The organism is Gordoniibacillus kamchatkensis (assembly GCF_000829455.1).
Classification (GTDB): Bacteria; Bacillota; Bacilli; order Paenibacillales; family NBRC-103111; genus Gordoniibacillus; species Gordoniibacillus kamchatkensis.
In genome coordinates, this window is record NZ_JXAK01000016.1 from 47,846 (window position 1) to 64,211 (window position 16,366).

Consider the following 16,366-nt stretch of genomic DNA (forward strand, 5'->3'; position numbering starts at 1 on the left):
GAATACGTCGACACGATGAATTTTATGAAAAAGCTGTTGGACGAAGGGCTTGTCAATTCCGACTTTCCCCTCACCAGCAAACAAATACAGCGATGGTCGGGGCGATGGACGACGTGACGCGGCTGCAGGATGAAATGAAGAAAATCAACGCGAATGCCGAGCTGACGCTCGCCAATCGGATAAGAGGGCCGAAAGGGTACGGCATATGGTCGATTCCCGACTACAGCTCGGTGTTCCTGTTTTCCAAAAAAGCGGTCAAATCCGAGTGCGACTTGCGGACCATTTTGCAATATTTCGATCGGACGCTGGAGGCGGATGCGAGCAATTTTCTGAAGTTCGGCGTCCCGGACAAAAACTATACGCTGCGGGACGGCAAAGTCGTGCTGAATCCGGCGTGAGCGACTCGCGCAACAAAGACGTTCTTCCTTTGTACTCGCTTCTTATCGCCAATCTGAGCAATCCGAATTTGCTGAAGCTGAGCGACAAGGAGCAAGACCGCATCGTGACGCTGGCCGACAAGCTGATTGCGGACAACGAAACGATGCTGATCCGCGACCCGACCGTAGGGCTATCGTCCCTCACCTTCGATGCGAAAGGGGCCGCTCTGGCCCCGATCATTACGAACGCCACTTACAACTATATGCTCGGACGCGTCGATTTGGCCGGTTTTCAGAAAGAAGTCGCCGCATGGCGGGATGCCGGCGGAAATGAGATCACGAGCGAATTCAAAATGGCTTACGCGAACGCTCCCCGATGATGATGAGAATGCTGTCTTTAAAGATTTATAACGATTAGCTCGATAATCAACTAAAACGCGGCCGCCGGCAAAAACCGACAGCCGCGTTATGCTTTAGTGCTGATTACGCTAACGAAAATATAAAACCGGCACAATTAAGTGCCGGTGCAAAAAAATGATACCCCTAAAAAAGTCATGGATACATAATAGTCTATAAAAAAATTGAACATAAGTCTATTCCTTTTTTTGAATAAATTGTATGTTATTTATGCGACCGCGGCGCAAATCGATAAGGGATGAAGGGAGATGACCTGCATAATCACGCTCAGAAAAAATAACGCTGGAAAACCGACGCGCCATATTTAACTTGGAAGTATCGGAAGAACAACGGCGCTTCGTTGCGTCCAATCTGTCAAGCGTGGCTTCGTGCTATGTCCTTGCAACCAATGGAGGACATCCTTATCCGTTTGCCATTTACTCGGATGGGCAGCCGGTCGGTTTAGTTATGTTGACTTATGGAATCACCGGATACGACCTCCCGTCAATCGCACACGACAGCTATTGCATCGTGCGGCTGATGATTGACAAGCACCACCAGAACCGGGGCTACGGTCGGGAAGCCATGAAAAAAATCTTGGAATTTATCCGCACTTTTCCGGCCGGGCCTGCACATTACTGCTGGATTTCTTATAAAGCAGATAACTTGCCCGCCAAAAAGCTTTATGAAAGCTTCGGATTCCGCGATAACGGCGAATTCATTGGAGACGAGTTAATCACCGTATTGCCACTTTGATTTGCACCGGGAATTCAACTATCGAAAGACGATAGCGCGGCGCTGGAACCGATCCATCGCTGATTTTCATTGCTGCAGGACCGTTCCGCTTCGGGCAGATTTGTTAAATAACGAAAAAAGCAAATGGGAAGAGAATAATATCTCGGTTTTACCGGTTTACCGATCGGAACGGAAATTTGTTTATGGTGCACGAGCCTTCTCAAGCCACAGTGCAAGCTGGAAGCAGTAGAAGCTATCACAAACTTTGCTATAAATGAGTTATAAGCAAATCGAATTGAAATCCGATGTGATGATCGTAATAAACGGAGTGCAAAAGTATCCGGGGCGTCGGATACCGGCTTAATGCGTAACAGTAAAACCCTGAAATTCAAGATAATCTTGATTTTTCAGGGTTTTTCTTTTTTGATATTACAATTTACTCTTTTTTTAGATTTGATTTAGAGAAGGTTTAGAAGCGGGATTTATGATAAAGATCGAAAGCAAATTAAAGGAGGAATACCAATGAAAAATTCCGTTCATCAACAAAGACAAGACTGGAAATTTCATCGCATGGCCGCTTTTTGTTTAATGCTCGGAAGCCTGTTTGTCCTGATTTTTAGGGGCCTGCACGGCGACCTCCCGGCTGGAGATGCACATGCCGCCATGCAGTTCATTTCAGGACATTCGTTTTATAAAGGAGTACACATGGGCGATGTAGTCGGCGTCATGATTACTGTAATCGGTTTCGTCTCGTTCTCAAGCACGCTTCAGAATCGGAACGCCAAAATCATTGGATGGTTGAGTGTCGCTATTATCGTTTTGGGGGCAGCCGTGCACATCGTGGAATTCTCCATCGACGGTCACGCCGGTGAGACACTTGCCCACAGTTGGGAGCATGCCTCCTTTGCGGATCAGTCTGTGATAGAGCATTCCGCAGGTACCATTTTCATTGCCCTTCATGGTCCTGCGCTTGTCTCGATCAGCATGGTTTGGGCTCTTTCGGTTGTTTTGTTGGCGTGGGCAATCAGGCATGATGAATACCCCGGGTGGCTGACTTGGGCAGGTTTGATTGTAGGTATTTTGACTTTTGTCTTATGTATCGCACAGTATCTCATCGACGATTTTATCCCTGGTTTCTTGATCTTCGGGATACTTGTGTTCCTTTTACAGTTCTGGAACATCTCTCTGGGTATCACCGTTTTGCGAAGGATACGCAGATCTTAATTATTATCAACGCATCGACGGAGCACCGACTGGCGAGCTTGTAAAGGTAAAATCATGCGACCATCGCTTTTATGAGCTTCGCTTAAAAACGCAAGCTGATTTCAGTCCATAACCACGCCTGTTTTGATCCGCAGCCATTTCGACCTGGATCACTAACAAGGAGAACGTACCCAGCGGAGATCGCGAAGGAGTTTAAGATCAGGTAACCAGGTGGCTATGCAGTGACGGGGTCGGCTCGAACCATGTTTTTTGATGTGACTAATGGTAGCGGGAAATCAAAAAAGAACCTGGACAGTTTTACCAGGTTCTTTAATATTGCACATAAACAGACACGATGATATAATCGGATTACGACTGCATATTGTCGAAATGTCATAGTTATCTCATCTTACACTTTAAGTGTACCATTCCGGTAAGCTCTTGTCAAATGTTTTTTCTAAATTGATTGGTGAGGAGAGATATTGATGAGTTCTTTGGTTCTCGATTTACAGGAAATGGAAAAAACGCAGCTTTTGCTCGTTGGCGGAAAAGGGTTACATTTAGGGGAATTATCAAAAATTCAAGGAATACAAGTGCCGGAAGGATTTTGCGTGACAACAGCGGGATATCAAAAAGCCATCGAACATAACGAATCGTATCATGCTTTGTTGGATCAACTGTCCATGCTAAAAGTAGAAGATCGAGATCAAATTGGTGAAATCAGCAGGAAGATTCGAAAAACCATTATGGATGTAGAAATTCCTTCCGATGTCGTGAAAGCAGTAACTCACTATCTCTCCCGGTTTGGCGAGGAACATGCTTATGCAGTGCGTTCCAGTGCTACTGCCGAAGATTTACCACATGCCTCTTTTGCCGGTCAACAAGACACCTATTTAAATATCATCGGTAAAGAAGCGATCTTGCAGCATATCAGCAAATGTTGGGCTTCCCTATTTACGGATCGTGCGGTAATCTACCGTATGCAAAATGGATTTGACCACAGACAAGTTTATTTAGCCGTTATCGTTCAAAGGATGGTTTTCCCGCAGGCTTCGGGGATTTTATTTACCGCCGATCCTATTACCTCTAACCGAAAGTTGCTATCCATCGATGCCGGTTTTGGACTTGGCGAAGCACTGGTTTCCGGCTTGGTATCTGCCGATTGTTATAAAGTTCGCGATGGGCAAATCGTCGATAAGCGGATAGCAACCAAAAAATTGGCTATCTATGGACGAAAAGGAAGCGGAACAGAGACACAGCTGATCGATCCTGAACGGCAAAAGACTCAAACGCTTACGGACGAGAAAATTTTACAACTGGCGCGCATCGGAAGACAGATCGAAGCTTATTTCGGCCAGCCACAAGATATCGAATGGTGTTTGGCCGACGATACTTTTTATATTGTCCAGAGTCGGCCAATCACTACTTTATACCCGATCCCTGAAGCGAACGATCAAGAAAATCGCGTCTATGTATCTGTCGGTCATCAACAAATGATGACTGATCCCATGAAACCGCTGGGATTGTCTTTTTTTCTGTTAATTACTCCTGCACCCATGCGTAAAGCCGGTGGAAGGTTGTTTGTTGATGTCACCCATCGTCTGGCTTCGCCTGACAGCAGAGAAATTTTATTAAATGCCATGGGACAACACGATCCGCTCATGAAAGACGCACTGATGACCATCATAGAGCGAGGAGATTTTATAAAATCGTTACCAAATGATATAAAAGCACCGAGTCCCGGCAGAAGCAATACGGATATGCCGGCACAAATTGACAACGACCCGTCAATCGTTTCCGATTTGATTCAGCGTAGTCAAACATCGATAGAAGAGTTAAAACAAAACATCCAAACGAAATCAGGATCCGATTTATTTGACTTTATTCTGGAAGATCTGCAGGAACTAAAGAAGATTTTATTTGATCCGCAAAGTTCAACTGTGTTTATGGCTGCCATAAACGCTTCAGCGTGGATCAATGAAAAAATGGAGATGTGGTTAGGTGAAAAGAACGTAGCCGATACGCTTTCTCAATCAGTACCTAACAATATTACTTCGGAAATGGGTCTAGCGCTATTGGATGTCGCGGATGCGATTCGCCCTTATCCGGAAGTAATTGAATATTTACAACACGTAAAAGATGATAACTTTTTGGATGACCTGGTTAAGTTTGATGGTGGACAGGAAACCCAAGACGCTATCTATGCTTATCTCAACAAATACGGAATGCGATGTGCCGGAGAAATCGATATTACTAGAACTCGATGGAGCGAAAAACCAATTACTCTTGTCCCCATGATTCTGGGTAACATCAAAAACTTTGAGCCTAACGCCAGCAGTCGGAAATTTGAGCAAGGGCGACAGGAGGCTTTGAAAAAAGAACAAGAGTTATTAGATCGATTGAAGCAATTACCGGACGGCGAACAAAAAGCCAACGAGACAAAACGAATGATCAGCCTGCTCCGGAATTTCATCGGTTATCGGGAATATCCGAAATACGGCATGGTCAATCGCTACTTCGTTTATAAGCAGGCTTTGCTGAAAGAAGCCGAACAACTCGTAAAAGCTGGCGTAATTCATGAAATAGAAGATATATTCTATCTCACTTTTGAAGAACTTCACGAAGTCGTACGCACAAATAAACTGGATTACCAGATCATCAGCAAACGAATAGTCGAGTACAAATTATATGAAAAACTAACTCCCCCACGCGTTATCACGTCTGATGGTGAAATCATTTCAGGTGAGTACAAACGGGAAAATCTCCCGGCCGAAGCTATTGTAGGTCTGCCCGTTTCTTCCGGAGTTATAGAGGGGCGAGCGCGCGTCATCTTAAACATGGAAGATGCCGATCTGGAAGATGGAGATATATTAGTCACTTCCTATACCGACCCTAGCTGGACACCATTGTTTGTATCCATAAAAGGCCTGGTCACCGAAGTCGGTGGACTGATGACCCATGGAGCAGTTATCGCACGTGAATATGGCTTACCAGCAGTTGTCGGGGTGGAAAATGCCACCAAACTGATCAAGGACGGGCAACGAATTCGCGTGCATGGAACAGAAGGGTACATTGAAATATTGTATTAGCTGAATTCGTCAAGTAAGGGCCTTTGTCATAATGGACGGCATTGAGGTCGGAAATTTCAAATCATTAAGTGTGGAGGGGGTGATGCGCTGCCCCGAAATATGGGCCGAGACATGGTTGCGCAATTGCTTTTGGAGCAATTAGAGAGTCGGTTTTCCCATGTACCGACGTTGTAGTTGCCCGAAAAGCAATGGGAGCAGCCTCCGAGGCCGGTAGATAGCAAAAATGCAACTTTAGTTGCTATTGGTGCAACTACGAAGACGGTTTGGCGCAGAACTCCGTTGTAGTTGCCTGAAAGGCAATTAGAGTAGCCCTCAGAGCGCCGGTTGCCCCGCAGCCGCCGGCCCGGGAGACTGAAGCGGTCAAGGTCATACCCTATTTCGCCGGAGCAACCGGACGCCGGGCGAAATGACGGTCTGGATCAGAAGCAGCTGACGTACTATTGCTTTAAAAAATATTCCTCTCGCGTGCGCCTCGCACTGCGGAGGAACATTTTGCCGTCGGTGCAGAACGGCAGCGGGGACTGGCTCAAAAAGAGTCCTTTTCATCGCCATGCCGTTGTCCTATAATGAAATTACGATCGTTGTGAAAACGATTACACATCTTCGCCGCAACAAACCTCTACATGATCGCCTCTCAGAACGCACATCCGTTCAACCCTCAGTATTCCGGCACCAATACCTTTCCGCTATCTTACAACTTCTCGAACAGATTCAATGCAGACAAGCCGTCATTCGCTCGCCGAATGCGAACGCCGCCGAAACATTTTTTGACAGCAAAAGAACTGATCTTCTCATTCTGAGAGGGCAGTATTGTTTCATATAAATGAAGCGATACGGCTTGTTTCAGTAATGATGCTTTACTTGGAGATTTATGAAATCCTTTGCAGGAGGGCAGTGCGAGTCATGGGAAACAGACTGGCGGGAAAAGTCGTCGTCGTGACGGGAGCTACGAAAGGAATCGGCAAAGGGATCGCCCTGATGTGCGCCAGCGAAGGGGCGAGCGTCGTCGTCGGCGGGCGAAACGAGCGGGACGGCCTGATGGTTGTCCGGGACATTGAGGAAGCTTACGGCACGGAAGCGCTGTTTGTGCAAGGAGATATTAGCCGGGAGGCGGCTTGCAAGCAGCTCATCGAACAAACCGTGAACCGGTTCGGAAGGGTTGACGGCCTCGTGAACAATGCCGGCATTTTCCCGAGAGGGACGATGACGGACACGTCGGAGGAGCTGTTCGATTCGATTTTTGCGGTGAACATCAAAGGAGCTTTCTTCTGCGCGATGTATGCCATTCAATCGATGCTGAAAACCGGCGGCGGCTCCATCGTACATATGGGCTCGACGAACGGCTACAAGGGCGGCAAGGATCTCGCTGCCTACTCGTGCTCGAAAGGGGCGATGCTGACGCTGAACCGGCATATCGCGGCCCACTATGCCAGGGACCATATCCGCTCCAACTGGGTGACGGTGGGCTGGGTCGCTTCCGAGGGCGAGATCGAACTGCACCAGAGCAGGGGGCTCAGCCCCGACAAATTGAAGGAGCTGGCCGAATCGCACATTCCGAGCGGCCGCATGCAGACGCCGGAGGATATGGCTTACGGCACCGTGTTTTGCTGTCCGACGAAGCGAGTCAAGTAACGGGTACGGAGCTGCACATTAACGGAGGGTTGGGCTTATGAGCGATTTTCGATTGGACGGGAAAGCAGCGTTAATTACCGGCGGCTGCCAGGGGCTCGGGCTCGAATTCGCGCGTGCGCTCGCCAAAGCGGGAGCCGCCGTAGCGGTAACGAGCCGCGACGAGGGCAAAGCGCAGAGGGCGGCGGAAACGATCCGTGCGGAAACGGGGAGCGGCGCGCTCGGCGTCGCCGCCGACGTGACGGACTACGGGCAAATTCAGGCGATGGCGGAAAGCGTCGTCGGCACTTTCGGGCGGCTGGACATTCTGATCAACAACGCCGGCATCAACATCCGCAAGCCGATTTTAGATTACGATGAAGAGAGCTGGGACCTGGTGCAGACAACCAACCTGAAAGCGCCGTTCCTGTGCGCCAAAGCGGTCGTGCCGCACATGATCAAGCAGCAGTTCGGCCGAATTATTAACATCGCCTCGATGCTAGGCACGATCGCGCTGCCGGAGCGGGCGGCGTATTGCTCCAGCAAGGGCGGGCTCATTCAGCTGACGAAGGTGATGGCGCTCGAATGGGCGCAGCAGGGCATTACGGTCAACGCCGTATGTCCGGGCCCGTTCGCCACCGAGCTGAATCAAGTCGTGATGAATAATCCGGAGGCGAATCGATTTTTCCTCGACCATTTGCCAGTGGGGCGCTGGGGCAAGCCGGAAGAACTGTCCGGCCTGATTGTATATTTGGCGTCCGACCTTTCCAGCTTCATGACCGGGTCGGCCATCGTTATCGACGGCGGCTGGACGGCGGATTAAACGACGTTTTACAGGAGGTGCGTCACGATGAAATTCGGACTTACCGCGTACGGAACCGTCTATGCGATGGGCATCCATCCAGCGGCGAACCGGGAGCGCATTACGGCGACGGGGCTGCTCGCTATGGCCGAGTCGTACGGTTTGCAAGGAGCGGAAATCCCTTACGATATCGCCAAAAGCGCCGATCCGGGCGAAGTGGCGGAGTTTGCGCGGCAGAGAGGGCTGTTCGTCAACATCGCCGCAGGCGGCTTCGAGCCGGCGAACTTGAAAGAAGCGATGCGGCTGGCGGGCAAAGTCGGGGCGCTGACGGTGCGGACGGTCGTCGGCGGAGCCAAATTCGGCGGCGACCGGCGGCATATGGCCGGCAGCTGGCAGCCGTTTTTGCAATCGATACTAGAGTCACTGCGGGAGGTGATGGAGGCGGCTGATCCGAACGGGCCGAATCTCGCCGTGGAGAACCATCAGGATTTGGCGTCCGAAGAGCTGCTGTGGCTGTGCGAGAGCATCGGCTCGGCCAAGTTCGGCATTACGCTCGACACCGGCAATCCGCTCGCCACGGCGGAGGAACCTGTCGATTTTTTCCGGCGGGTTGCCCCGTTCGTGAAAAACGTCCATCTGAAAGAATACGCGATCTACTGGTCGGAGGAAGGGTACCGGCTCGTGCGCAAGCCGCTCGGGCAAGGGGTCATTCCGTTTCCGGAGCTGCTGCGCATTTTCCGCGAGGCGAATCCGGACGTCACGATGTCGGTGGAGCACGGCGCGTTGGAAGCGAGACATGTGAGGGTGCTGCAGGAAGACTTCTGGACGGAATATCCGCAGCGGTCCGCGCGGCAGCTCACCCGCTTGCTGCGCTTCGTGGACGATCACGCCAGGACGAAGGGCGACTGGCGGACGCCGTTCGAAAAAGGCGCGCCCCCGGACGAAATCGCCGCTTATGAAATGGAAGAGCTGCATGCCGGTTTGGCGTATTTGTCGCATTTGACGAAGCTGTACCAATAATTTGATGGGGTGATGAGCATGACAGCGATTGATTTGCGCGGGAAGAACGCGCTTGTGACCGGTTCCAGCCGGGGGCTCGGCAAGCAGTATGCGACGGATTTGGCCCGCGCCGGAGCAAACGTGATTATACACGACGTGAGCGAGGAGGCGGCGGCGCAGTTCGGCGAAGCGGAGTCGGGCAGCGCCGTGGCGGCGCAAATCGCGGATCTGGGCGTGAAGTCGGCTTTTATCGCCGCCGATATGGCCGATCCGGAGCAGGTAAAGGCGCTCATCGAACGAGCGGTCGAAACGTTCGGTTCGCTCGACATCCTTGTGAACAACGCCGGCGGGGATATCGGCTTCCGGACGCCGCGCCCGAATCCGAACGACGCGCTGGATATCGCCGTGGAAGACATTCGCGCCGTCGTGGACCGCAACTTGCTCGGGACGATGTACGCCTGCAAATATGCCGGGTTGCATATGCACGAACGCCGCTCCGGCAAAATCGTCAACGTCGGCTCGGTCGCCGGCCATGTCCCGGTGCGCGAAGGCATCATTTACGCGGCGGCGAAAACAGGCATTTCGCATTACACGCGCTGCCTGGCCGAGCAGCTGCGGCCGTTCGACGTCAACGTCAACTGCATTTCCCCGGCGCCGACGTACACCGCCCGCTTCCTGGCGACGCGCACGGTGCAAGGCGAGGACAACCGGTCGCGCCTGCAAAAAGTCGCCCAGCCGGAAGACATGTCGAACATCGTCTTGTTCCTGTGCGGCCCGCAGTCCGACGCGCTGTCCGGCGAGACGATCGTCTGCTGGAAATGACTGCGCGAGGTGAACGATGAGCGAAGCGCTGAACTATATTTTAGGGCGGGAAGATCCGGCGACGTATCGCCTGCAAACACATGCGGCGGGTCCGGGAGGTTCGCTCCCGCTCACAAGCGACATGCTGCTGCACGCGCCGAGCGGCGATTTGTTCGGCCTCAGCCAAAACGTCGGCATGGGCTGGAAGCCGGAGCGGCTGACGGGGAAGCAGGTGCTGATCCTCAGCACGCAAGGCGGGCTGCGGGCCGAAGACGGCACGCCGGTCGCCCTCGGCTACCATACCGGCCATTGGGAAGTCGGGCTGCTGACGAAAGAGGCGGCGCTGGAAATTAGCGAGCTGGGCGGCATCCCGTTCGCCGGCTACGTGAGCGATCCTTGCGACGGGCGGTCGCAAGGAACGACGGGCATGTTCGATTCGCTGCCGTACCGCAACGACGCGGCGATGGTGTATCGGCGGCTGATCCGCTCTTTGCCGACGCGCAGCGGCGTCATCGGCATCGCGACGTGCGACAAGGGGCTGCCGGCGACGATGATCGCGCTGGCGGCGATGCGCGACTTGCCGTGCATCGTCGTGCCCGGAGGCGTGACGCTGCCGCCGACGCACGGCGAGGATGCCGGCAAAATCCAGACGATCGGAGCCCGCTACGCGCAAGGGCAAATATCGCTGCAGGAAGCGGCCGATTTGGGCTGCCGCGCCTGCGCGACGCCGGGCGGCGGCTGCCAGTTTCTAGGCACGGCGGCGACTGCCCAGGTTGTGGCAGAGGCGCTCGGCATGTCGCTGCCGCATGCCGCACTGGCGCCGTCAGGGCAGGCGCTGTGGCGGAATATCGCCCGCCAGTCGGCGCGCGCGATGTATTCCATGATAGCCGGCGGCATCCGGATGGGAGACATTTTGACGGACGCGGCCGTTGAAAATGCGATGGCGGTGCACGCCGCGTTCGGCGGCTCGACCAACTTGCTGCTTCACATTCCGGCGATGGCGCACGCGGCCGGGTGCCGCATCCCCGACGTCGGCGATTGGATCAGAATCAACAAAAGCGTCCCCCGCCTCGTCAGCGTGCTGCCGAACGGCCCGGAATACCATCCGACGGTGCGCGTCTTTATGGCCGGCGGCGTGCCGGAGGTGATGCTCCATCTGCGCAAGCTCGGGCTGCTCGACTTGTCGGTGCGAACGGTCGCGGGCGAGAAGCTGTCCGCCGTTCTCGACTGGTGGGAGTCGTCGGAGCGCCGGCATGCGATCCGCAAACATTTGCTGGAAGCGGACGGCGTCGATCCGGACGACGTCATTATGAGTCCGGCCAAGGCGAAGAGCCGGGGGCTAGCGTCCACGGTTACGTTCCCGACAGGCAACATCGCCCCGGAAGGCTCGGTCATCAAATCGACGGCGATCGATCCGGACGTCGTCGGGGCGGACGGCGTGTACCGCCACACCGGCCGGGCGAAAGTGTTCACGACGGAAAAATCGGCCATCCAGGCGATCAAAGACGGACGGATCGCCGCCGGCGACATCATGGTGCTGATCGGCAGAGGCCCGTCCGGCACGGGCATGGAGGAAACGTATCAGCTCACTTCGGCACTCAAGCATTTGCCGTTCGGCAAATTCGTCACTCTGATTACCGACGCCCGCTTTTCCGGCGTATCGACGGGGGCGTGCATCGGCCATGTCGGACCGGAAGCGCTCGCCGGCGGCCCGATCGGCAAGCTGCGCAGCGGCGACCTGCTCGAGGTGACGATCGACCTGAACCGGCTGGAAGGAAGCGTCCATTTTATCGGGCAAGGGGAAGAGCGGTTCAGCCCGCAGGAGGGAGCGGACATTCTCGCTTCGCGCGCGCCTCATCCGGACCTCGCGCCGGACCCGCAGCTGCCCGACGATACCCGGTTATGGGCGGCGCTGCAAGCGGCGAGCGGCGGCACGTGGCGCGGCAGCGTCTACGATGTGGACCGGATCATCGAGGTGCTGAACGCCGGACGAACGTACCTTGAGCAGCGCAAACAAGCAGAGGAGAAGATGGCCGACGACACGATACAGGATGCGGAATGACGAGGAATGGGCATGTGCCATGAACAAAACTGTTTCCCCGCATCGGCCGCCCGTACCGGCCGCTTTAATCTAGCCAGTAATTCGCGATTCGCGGGAAAGGAGATGCCAAGATGCGGCTCGGGCTTTCCGTGTATGGCACGACTTTCAGCATGGGCATCGACCCGGCGTCGGGACGCTCCGCAATCAAGCCGAAGGAGCTGATCGACCAGGCGGCCTCTCTCGGTCTGGAAGGCGTGGAGTTCCCGATCTCCCTGCTTCGGGACGAAGACGCCGCGGGCGTAGCCCGTTACGCGCGCGAGCGCGACATGTTTATCGGCCTGGAGACGACGGGCTTCGATCCCGGGCATTTGGCGGAGGCGCTGCATTTGGCGGCGCGAATGGGCGTCCCGACGCTGCGCACGATCGTAGGCGGCGCAAAGCTTGGCGGAGACAGGCGGTCTTTGGCCGGGAAGTGGCAGCCGTTTTTGGAAAGCGCTCTCCGCGGGCTGAGCGAAGCGGCGGCAGCCGCCGAGCAGATGAGGGTCAACCTCGCCGTGGAAAACCATCAGGACCTCGCTTCCGAGGAACTGTCCTGGCTGTGCGAAACGATTGATTCTCCGTACTTCGGCGCCGTTTTCGACACGGGCAGCGCGCTCGCCACCGCCGAAGAGCCGGGCGATTACGCCAGGGCAATCGCCGGCTATATCAAGCACGTTCATTTGAAGGACTACTCGCTCTATATCAGCGAAGAGGGCTACCGCTTGGTCCGCTGCCCGCTCGGGCAAGGAGCGGTCGATATTCCGGCGCTGTTAGCGCTGTTTGCGGAGCGGTGTCCGGACGTCACGATGTCGCTGGAAATCGGGGCGCTGGAGGCGAGGCACGTGCGGGCGCTTGCAGACGACTATTGGCCGGACTATCCGCCCCGCTCGGCGGCGCAATTCGCCCGCCTGTGGCGGTTCGTGCAAACGAATGCGAAGCCGCCCGGCGACTGGCGCACCCCTTACGAGCGGGGCGAGCCGGCGGAGTCGATCATGGCGTACGAGACCGGGCAATTGGACGCAAGCGTGGCTTATATTCGGCAGGCGCTGCGCACATTTCAAGCTTGACATCCCCAGGTTCAACCGAAACCGAATGGAGGGATACCATGTTCAAAAAAGCATTGTCGCTTCCGGTCATTGCAGCGCTAACGCTCGCCGCCGCCGGCTGCAGCTCCGGCGGGGGCAGCACTGCGAACGCGCCTGCCTCGGGCTCGGCCGGCTCGACCACGAGCGCGCCCGCCGCATCGACCGATGCCGGCAAAGCGGGCGCTTCGGGCGCCGCTGCGGCCAAGACGAAGCTGGTGTTCTGGGATAAGTCGGAGTATGTGAAGGAATACAACGAGCTGCAGAAGGAGAGAGTCGCGCAGTTTTCCAAGGAATTCAATGTCGACGTGGAATACGTCGCGATCCCGCCGGCGGACCTGAAGACGAAGCTGCTCGCCGCCATCGAGGCGGGCAATCCGCCGGATTTGCTGCTCGCCGACGATTTTGTCGCCAAGCAGTTCGTCGGCAACAAGCAGCTGGTGGAAATATCGGACATTTTGAAGAAATACGACTTCCGCGAAGACTCCAAGAAGTACGCCTACGCCTTGGAGGGCTGGTACGAGATTCCGGTTTATCACAACCCGAACGTCATGTACGTGCGCAAAGACAAGCTGGAAGAGAAGAAGCTGGATCCGCCGAAAACGTGGGACGACATCAAAAAAGTGGCGCAAGCGATCAACGACCCGAAAAACAATTTCTATGGCCTCGGCTTCCAGCTCGGCGGCGGCGGCGATTCGGAAGGCCGGATCAGCGACCTCATCCGCACGTACGGCACCGATCTCGTCGATAAAGACGGCAAAGTGACGGTGAACACACCGGAAGCGCTCGAAGCGATCAAGATGGACGCCAGCTTTTTCACGGAAAAGCTCGTTCCGGCGAGCGCCGTAACCGGCGACGATTCCTGGAACAACACCGCTTACTTGGCGGGCACAGTCGGCATCGTCTTCAACTCCAGCAGCATCTATGCGGCGATGCGCAACGATAAGCCGGACCTGTTGCAAAAAACGCTGATCCTTCCTTGGCCGGCCGGGCCGAAGCGGCAGTTCGGCTCCGGCGGGGGCACCGTATTCGTCATGTTCAGCAAAGGCAAAAATCTCGACAACGCCAAAAAATATATCGATTATTTCTTCAACAAAGATTTTTACGGGAAGCTGATCGAGAAGCTGAACGGCCTCGCCGTGCCGGTGCTGAACGGCTACGAGAACACGGAGTTTTGGCAGCGGCCGGAAAACAAAGGCTGGTTCGAGGCGTCGAAAAACATCGTTCCGCTCGGCGACCCCGGCCCTCCGGACGCGCGCGCTTCGCAGGTTGTGAGTGAGAACGTTTTGTCGAAAGCGGTGCAAAGCATCGTCGTGAATAAGGTAGATCCGCAAAAGGCGCTGGACGCGATCGAACAAGGCTATAAGAAGGTGTACGAGAAAAAATAACCGGAGCAGGCGTATGTTCCGCTGGGGCTGGTGGTAACGTGCTGCAATCCAATCGAAGAAGCGAACTCGCGCTCGGGTATGCGTCGGTCATGCCGATCATCATCGTCATTTTCGTGGTGATCGGCATTCCTTTCGTCAGCGCGCTCTACTTGAGCCTGACCGACAAAACGGTAGGCGCCGACGCCCATTTTATCGGGTTCGCCAACTATAAGGAAATTTTCTCCGATCCGATTTACTGGAAAGTGCTGAAAAACACGTTCGTTTATTTTATTACTGACGTCGTGTTCAAGCTCATTTTCGGGATGATTTTCGCCTTGACATTGAACCAGCCTTTTTTCGGCAGGTCCGTCGTGCGGGTGCTGTTCCTCGTGCCGTGGGCCATATCCGGTCTGGTCGCGGCGCTGACATGGAAATGGATGTACAACGACACGTACGGCATCTTCAATCAGCTGCTGCTCGACATCGGCCTCATTCAGACGCCGATCGCCTGGCTTAGCGGGCCAAACATCGCCTTGGTATCGGTCATTATCGTCAACATTTGGCGCGGCATACCGTTTTTTCTGTTCAGCATTCTCGGCGGCCTGCAGACGATCGACCGGCAGCTGTACGAAGCGGCGAAAATCGACGGGGCGGGCCCGATCCGCCAGTTTTTCTCGGTCACGATTCCTTCCATCAGCTCGGTCATCGTCATTACGACGATGCTGTCGTCGATATGGACGTTCAACGATTTTGAAAACATTTTTCTCATTACCGGCGGAGGGCCTTTGTACAATTCGGCGGTCATCTCCGTCTACACGTACGAGACGGCGTTTCTCCAAAACAATATGGGCAAATCGCTCAGCGTCGCCGGCTCGATTATCCCGATCCTGCTCGTGCTCATGTATATCATGACGCGCAAGCTGGCAAAAGACGACTGAGGGAGGTGGTGGCTCGAGATGAGGGCATCCGCCAGGCGCTTGCGCGCCGTGCGCAAACATGCGCTGATTTACGCGATCGTCGTCGTCGGCTTGATCTGGACGCTGTTCCCCTCTACTGGATGGTGAAAACGTCGTTCACCCCCAACGACAAAATGTACGATACGAAGCCCAGCCTCATTCCGGCGCAAGTGACGACGAAGCATTACAGCGATCTGTTTACGCAAACGAAATTTATGACGAATATCAAAAACAGCTTGACGGTATCTTCGCTGGCGACGCTGCTGTCGCTGACGATCAGCATTTTCGGTTCCTACAGCTTGACGCGGCTCAAGTTTCACGGGCGCAAGTTCGTGACGAGAAGCATTATCGTTTGTTACCTGATGCCGGCGTCGGTGCTGTTCATCCCGATGTACGTGCTCGTCAGCAAGCTCGGCTTCGCCGACAACAAGTTCGGCCTGCTCATCATCTACCCGACCTTTATCGTGCCGTATTGCTGCTACATGCTGCTGAGCTACTTCAAAGCGATCCCGCGGGCGCTGGAAGAAGCGGCGCTCATCGACGGCTGCACCCGGCTGCAAACGCTGCGCAAAATCGTTCTGCCCATTGCGGCGCCGGGCATCGCCGTCGTAGCGACGTTCGCCTTCACGATGTCGTGGAACGAGTTTCTGTACGCGCTCGTCGTGACGACGAGCCCGAGCCAACAAACAGCGATGATCGGCATCGCCAGCTTCAAGTTTTCCGATTCGTTCATTTGGGGGCTGCTCATGAGCTCGTCGGTCATTGCCTCCATCCCGGCTTTAATCCTGTACCTCGGCGCGCAAAGCTTCGTCATCGGCGGACTGGCCGACGGCGGCGCGAAATATTGAGGCGAGTCAGCAAAAAAACGCAT

At 54.7% G+C, this 16,366-nt stretch carries 14 protein-coding genes; all 14 read left to right on the forward strand.

What is annotated here, in order from left to right; translation table 11 throughout:
- Positions 1-104 precede the first annotated feature (104 nt).
- The 14 genes from SD70_RS33170 to SD70_RS11215 all read left to right on the forward strand — a co-directional run bounded on the left by SD70_RS33170 (position 105) and on the right by SD70_RS11215 (position 16,343).
- The gene (locus SD70_RS33170) at positions 105-398 is read left to right on the forward strand and encodes a hypothetical protein (RefSeq protein ID WP_156157980.1); all 294 of its coding nucleotides are present in this window, start codon (positions 105-107) and stop codon (positions 396-398) included.
- A complete protein-coding gene (locus SD70_RS33175) occupies positions 395-757 on the forward strand; it encodes a hypothetical protein (RefSeq protein WP_052487297.1) in 363 nt (120 codons plus the stop codon). Before SD70_RS33170 ends, SD70_RS33175 begins: the two co-directional genes overlap by 4 nt.
- 346 nt (positions 758-1,103) lie before the next feature.
- A complete protein-coding gene (locus tag SD70_RS11160) occupies positions 1,104-1,529 on the forward strand; it encodes a GNAT family N-acetyltransferase (RefSeq protein ID WP_231571156.1) in 426 nt (141 codons plus the stop codon).
- A 501-nt stretch (positions 1,530-2,030) separates the two neighbouring features.
- Positions 2,031-2,732 carry a hypothetical protein gene (locus SD70_RS11165; protein WP_041047648.1) on the forward strand — a complete coding sequence of 234 codons (702 nt, stop codon included), beginning with the start codon at positions 2,031-2,033 and terminating at the stop codon, positions 2,730-2,732.
- Between the two features lie 464 nt (positions 2,733-3,196).
- Positions 3,197-5,800 carry a phosphoenolpyruvate synthase gene (gene ppsA / locus SD70_RS11170; protein ID WP_041047650.1) on the forward strand — a complete coding sequence of 868 codons (2,604 nt, stop codon included), beginning with the start codon at positions 3,197-3,199 and terminating at the stop codon, positions 5,798-5,800.
- 903 nt (positions 5,801-6,703) lie between these two features.
- A complete protein-coding gene (locus SD70_RS11175) occupies positions 6,704-7,432 on the forward strand; it encodes an SDR family NAD(P)-dependent oxidoreductase (protein WP_052487298.1) in 729 nt (242 codons plus the stop codon).
- A 37-nt stretch (positions 7,433-7,469) separates the two neighbouring features.
- Positions 7,470-8,231 (forward strand): SDR family NAD(P)-dependent oxidoreductase, encoded by a 762-nt coding sequence (locus SD70_RS11180; RefSeq protein ID WP_041047651.1) that lies wholly within the window; start codon positions 7,470-7,472, stop codon positions 8,229-8,231.
- A 27-nt stretch (positions 8,232-8,258) separates the two neighbouring features.
- Entirely contained in the window at positions 8,259-9,230 is a 972-nt protein-coding gene (locus tag SD70_RS11185) for a sugar phosphate isomerase/epimerase family protein (RefSeq protein WP_041047652.1), read from the forward strand.
- An 18-nt stretch (positions 9,231-9,248) separates the two neighbouring features.
- The gene (locus SD70_RS11190; RefSeq protein WP_041047653.1) at positions 9,249-10,031 is read left to right on the forward strand and encodes an SDR family NAD(P)-dependent oxidoreductase; all 783 of its coding nucleotides are present in this window, start codon (positions 9,249-9,251) and stop codon (positions 10,029-10,031) included.
- A gap of 16 nt (positions 10,032-10,047) precedes the next feature.
- Entirely contained in the window at positions 10,048-12,072 is a 2,025-nt protein-coding gene (locus SD70_RS11195; protein ID WP_052487299.1) for a YjhG/YagF family D-xylonate dehydratase, read from the forward strand.
- 110 nt (positions 12,073-12,182) lie between these two features.
- Complete coding sequence (locus SD70_RS11200; protein ID WP_041047654.1) at positions 12,183-13,157, forward strand: sugar phosphate isomerase/epimerase family protein; 975 nt, start codon at positions 12,183-12,185, stop codon at positions 13,155-13,157.
- Between the two features lie 38 nt (positions 13,158-13,195).
- Complete coding sequence (locus SD70_RS11205; RefSeq protein ID WP_052487300.1) at positions 13,196-14,560, forward strand: ABC transporter substrate-binding protein; 1,365 nt, start codon at positions 13,196-13,198, stop codon at positions 14,558-14,560.
- Positions 14,561-14,598: 38 nt separating this feature from the next.
- The gene (locus SD70_RS11210) at positions 14,599-15,477 is read left to right on the forward strand and encodes a carbohydrate ABC transporter permease (protein ID WP_041047655.1); all 879 of its coding nucleotides are present in this window, start codon (positions 14,599-14,601) and stop codon (positions 15,475-15,477) included.
- An 8-nt stretch (positions 15,478-15,485) separates the two neighbouring features.
- The gene (locus tag SD70_RS11215; RefSeq protein ID WP_197081000.1) at positions 15,486-16,343 is read left to right on the forward strand and encodes a carbohydrate ABC transporter permease; all 858 of its coding nucleotides are present in this window, start codon (positions 15,486-15,488) and stop codon (positions 16,341-16,343) included.
- The last annotated feature ends 23 nt before the right edge of the window (positions 16,344-16,366 follow it).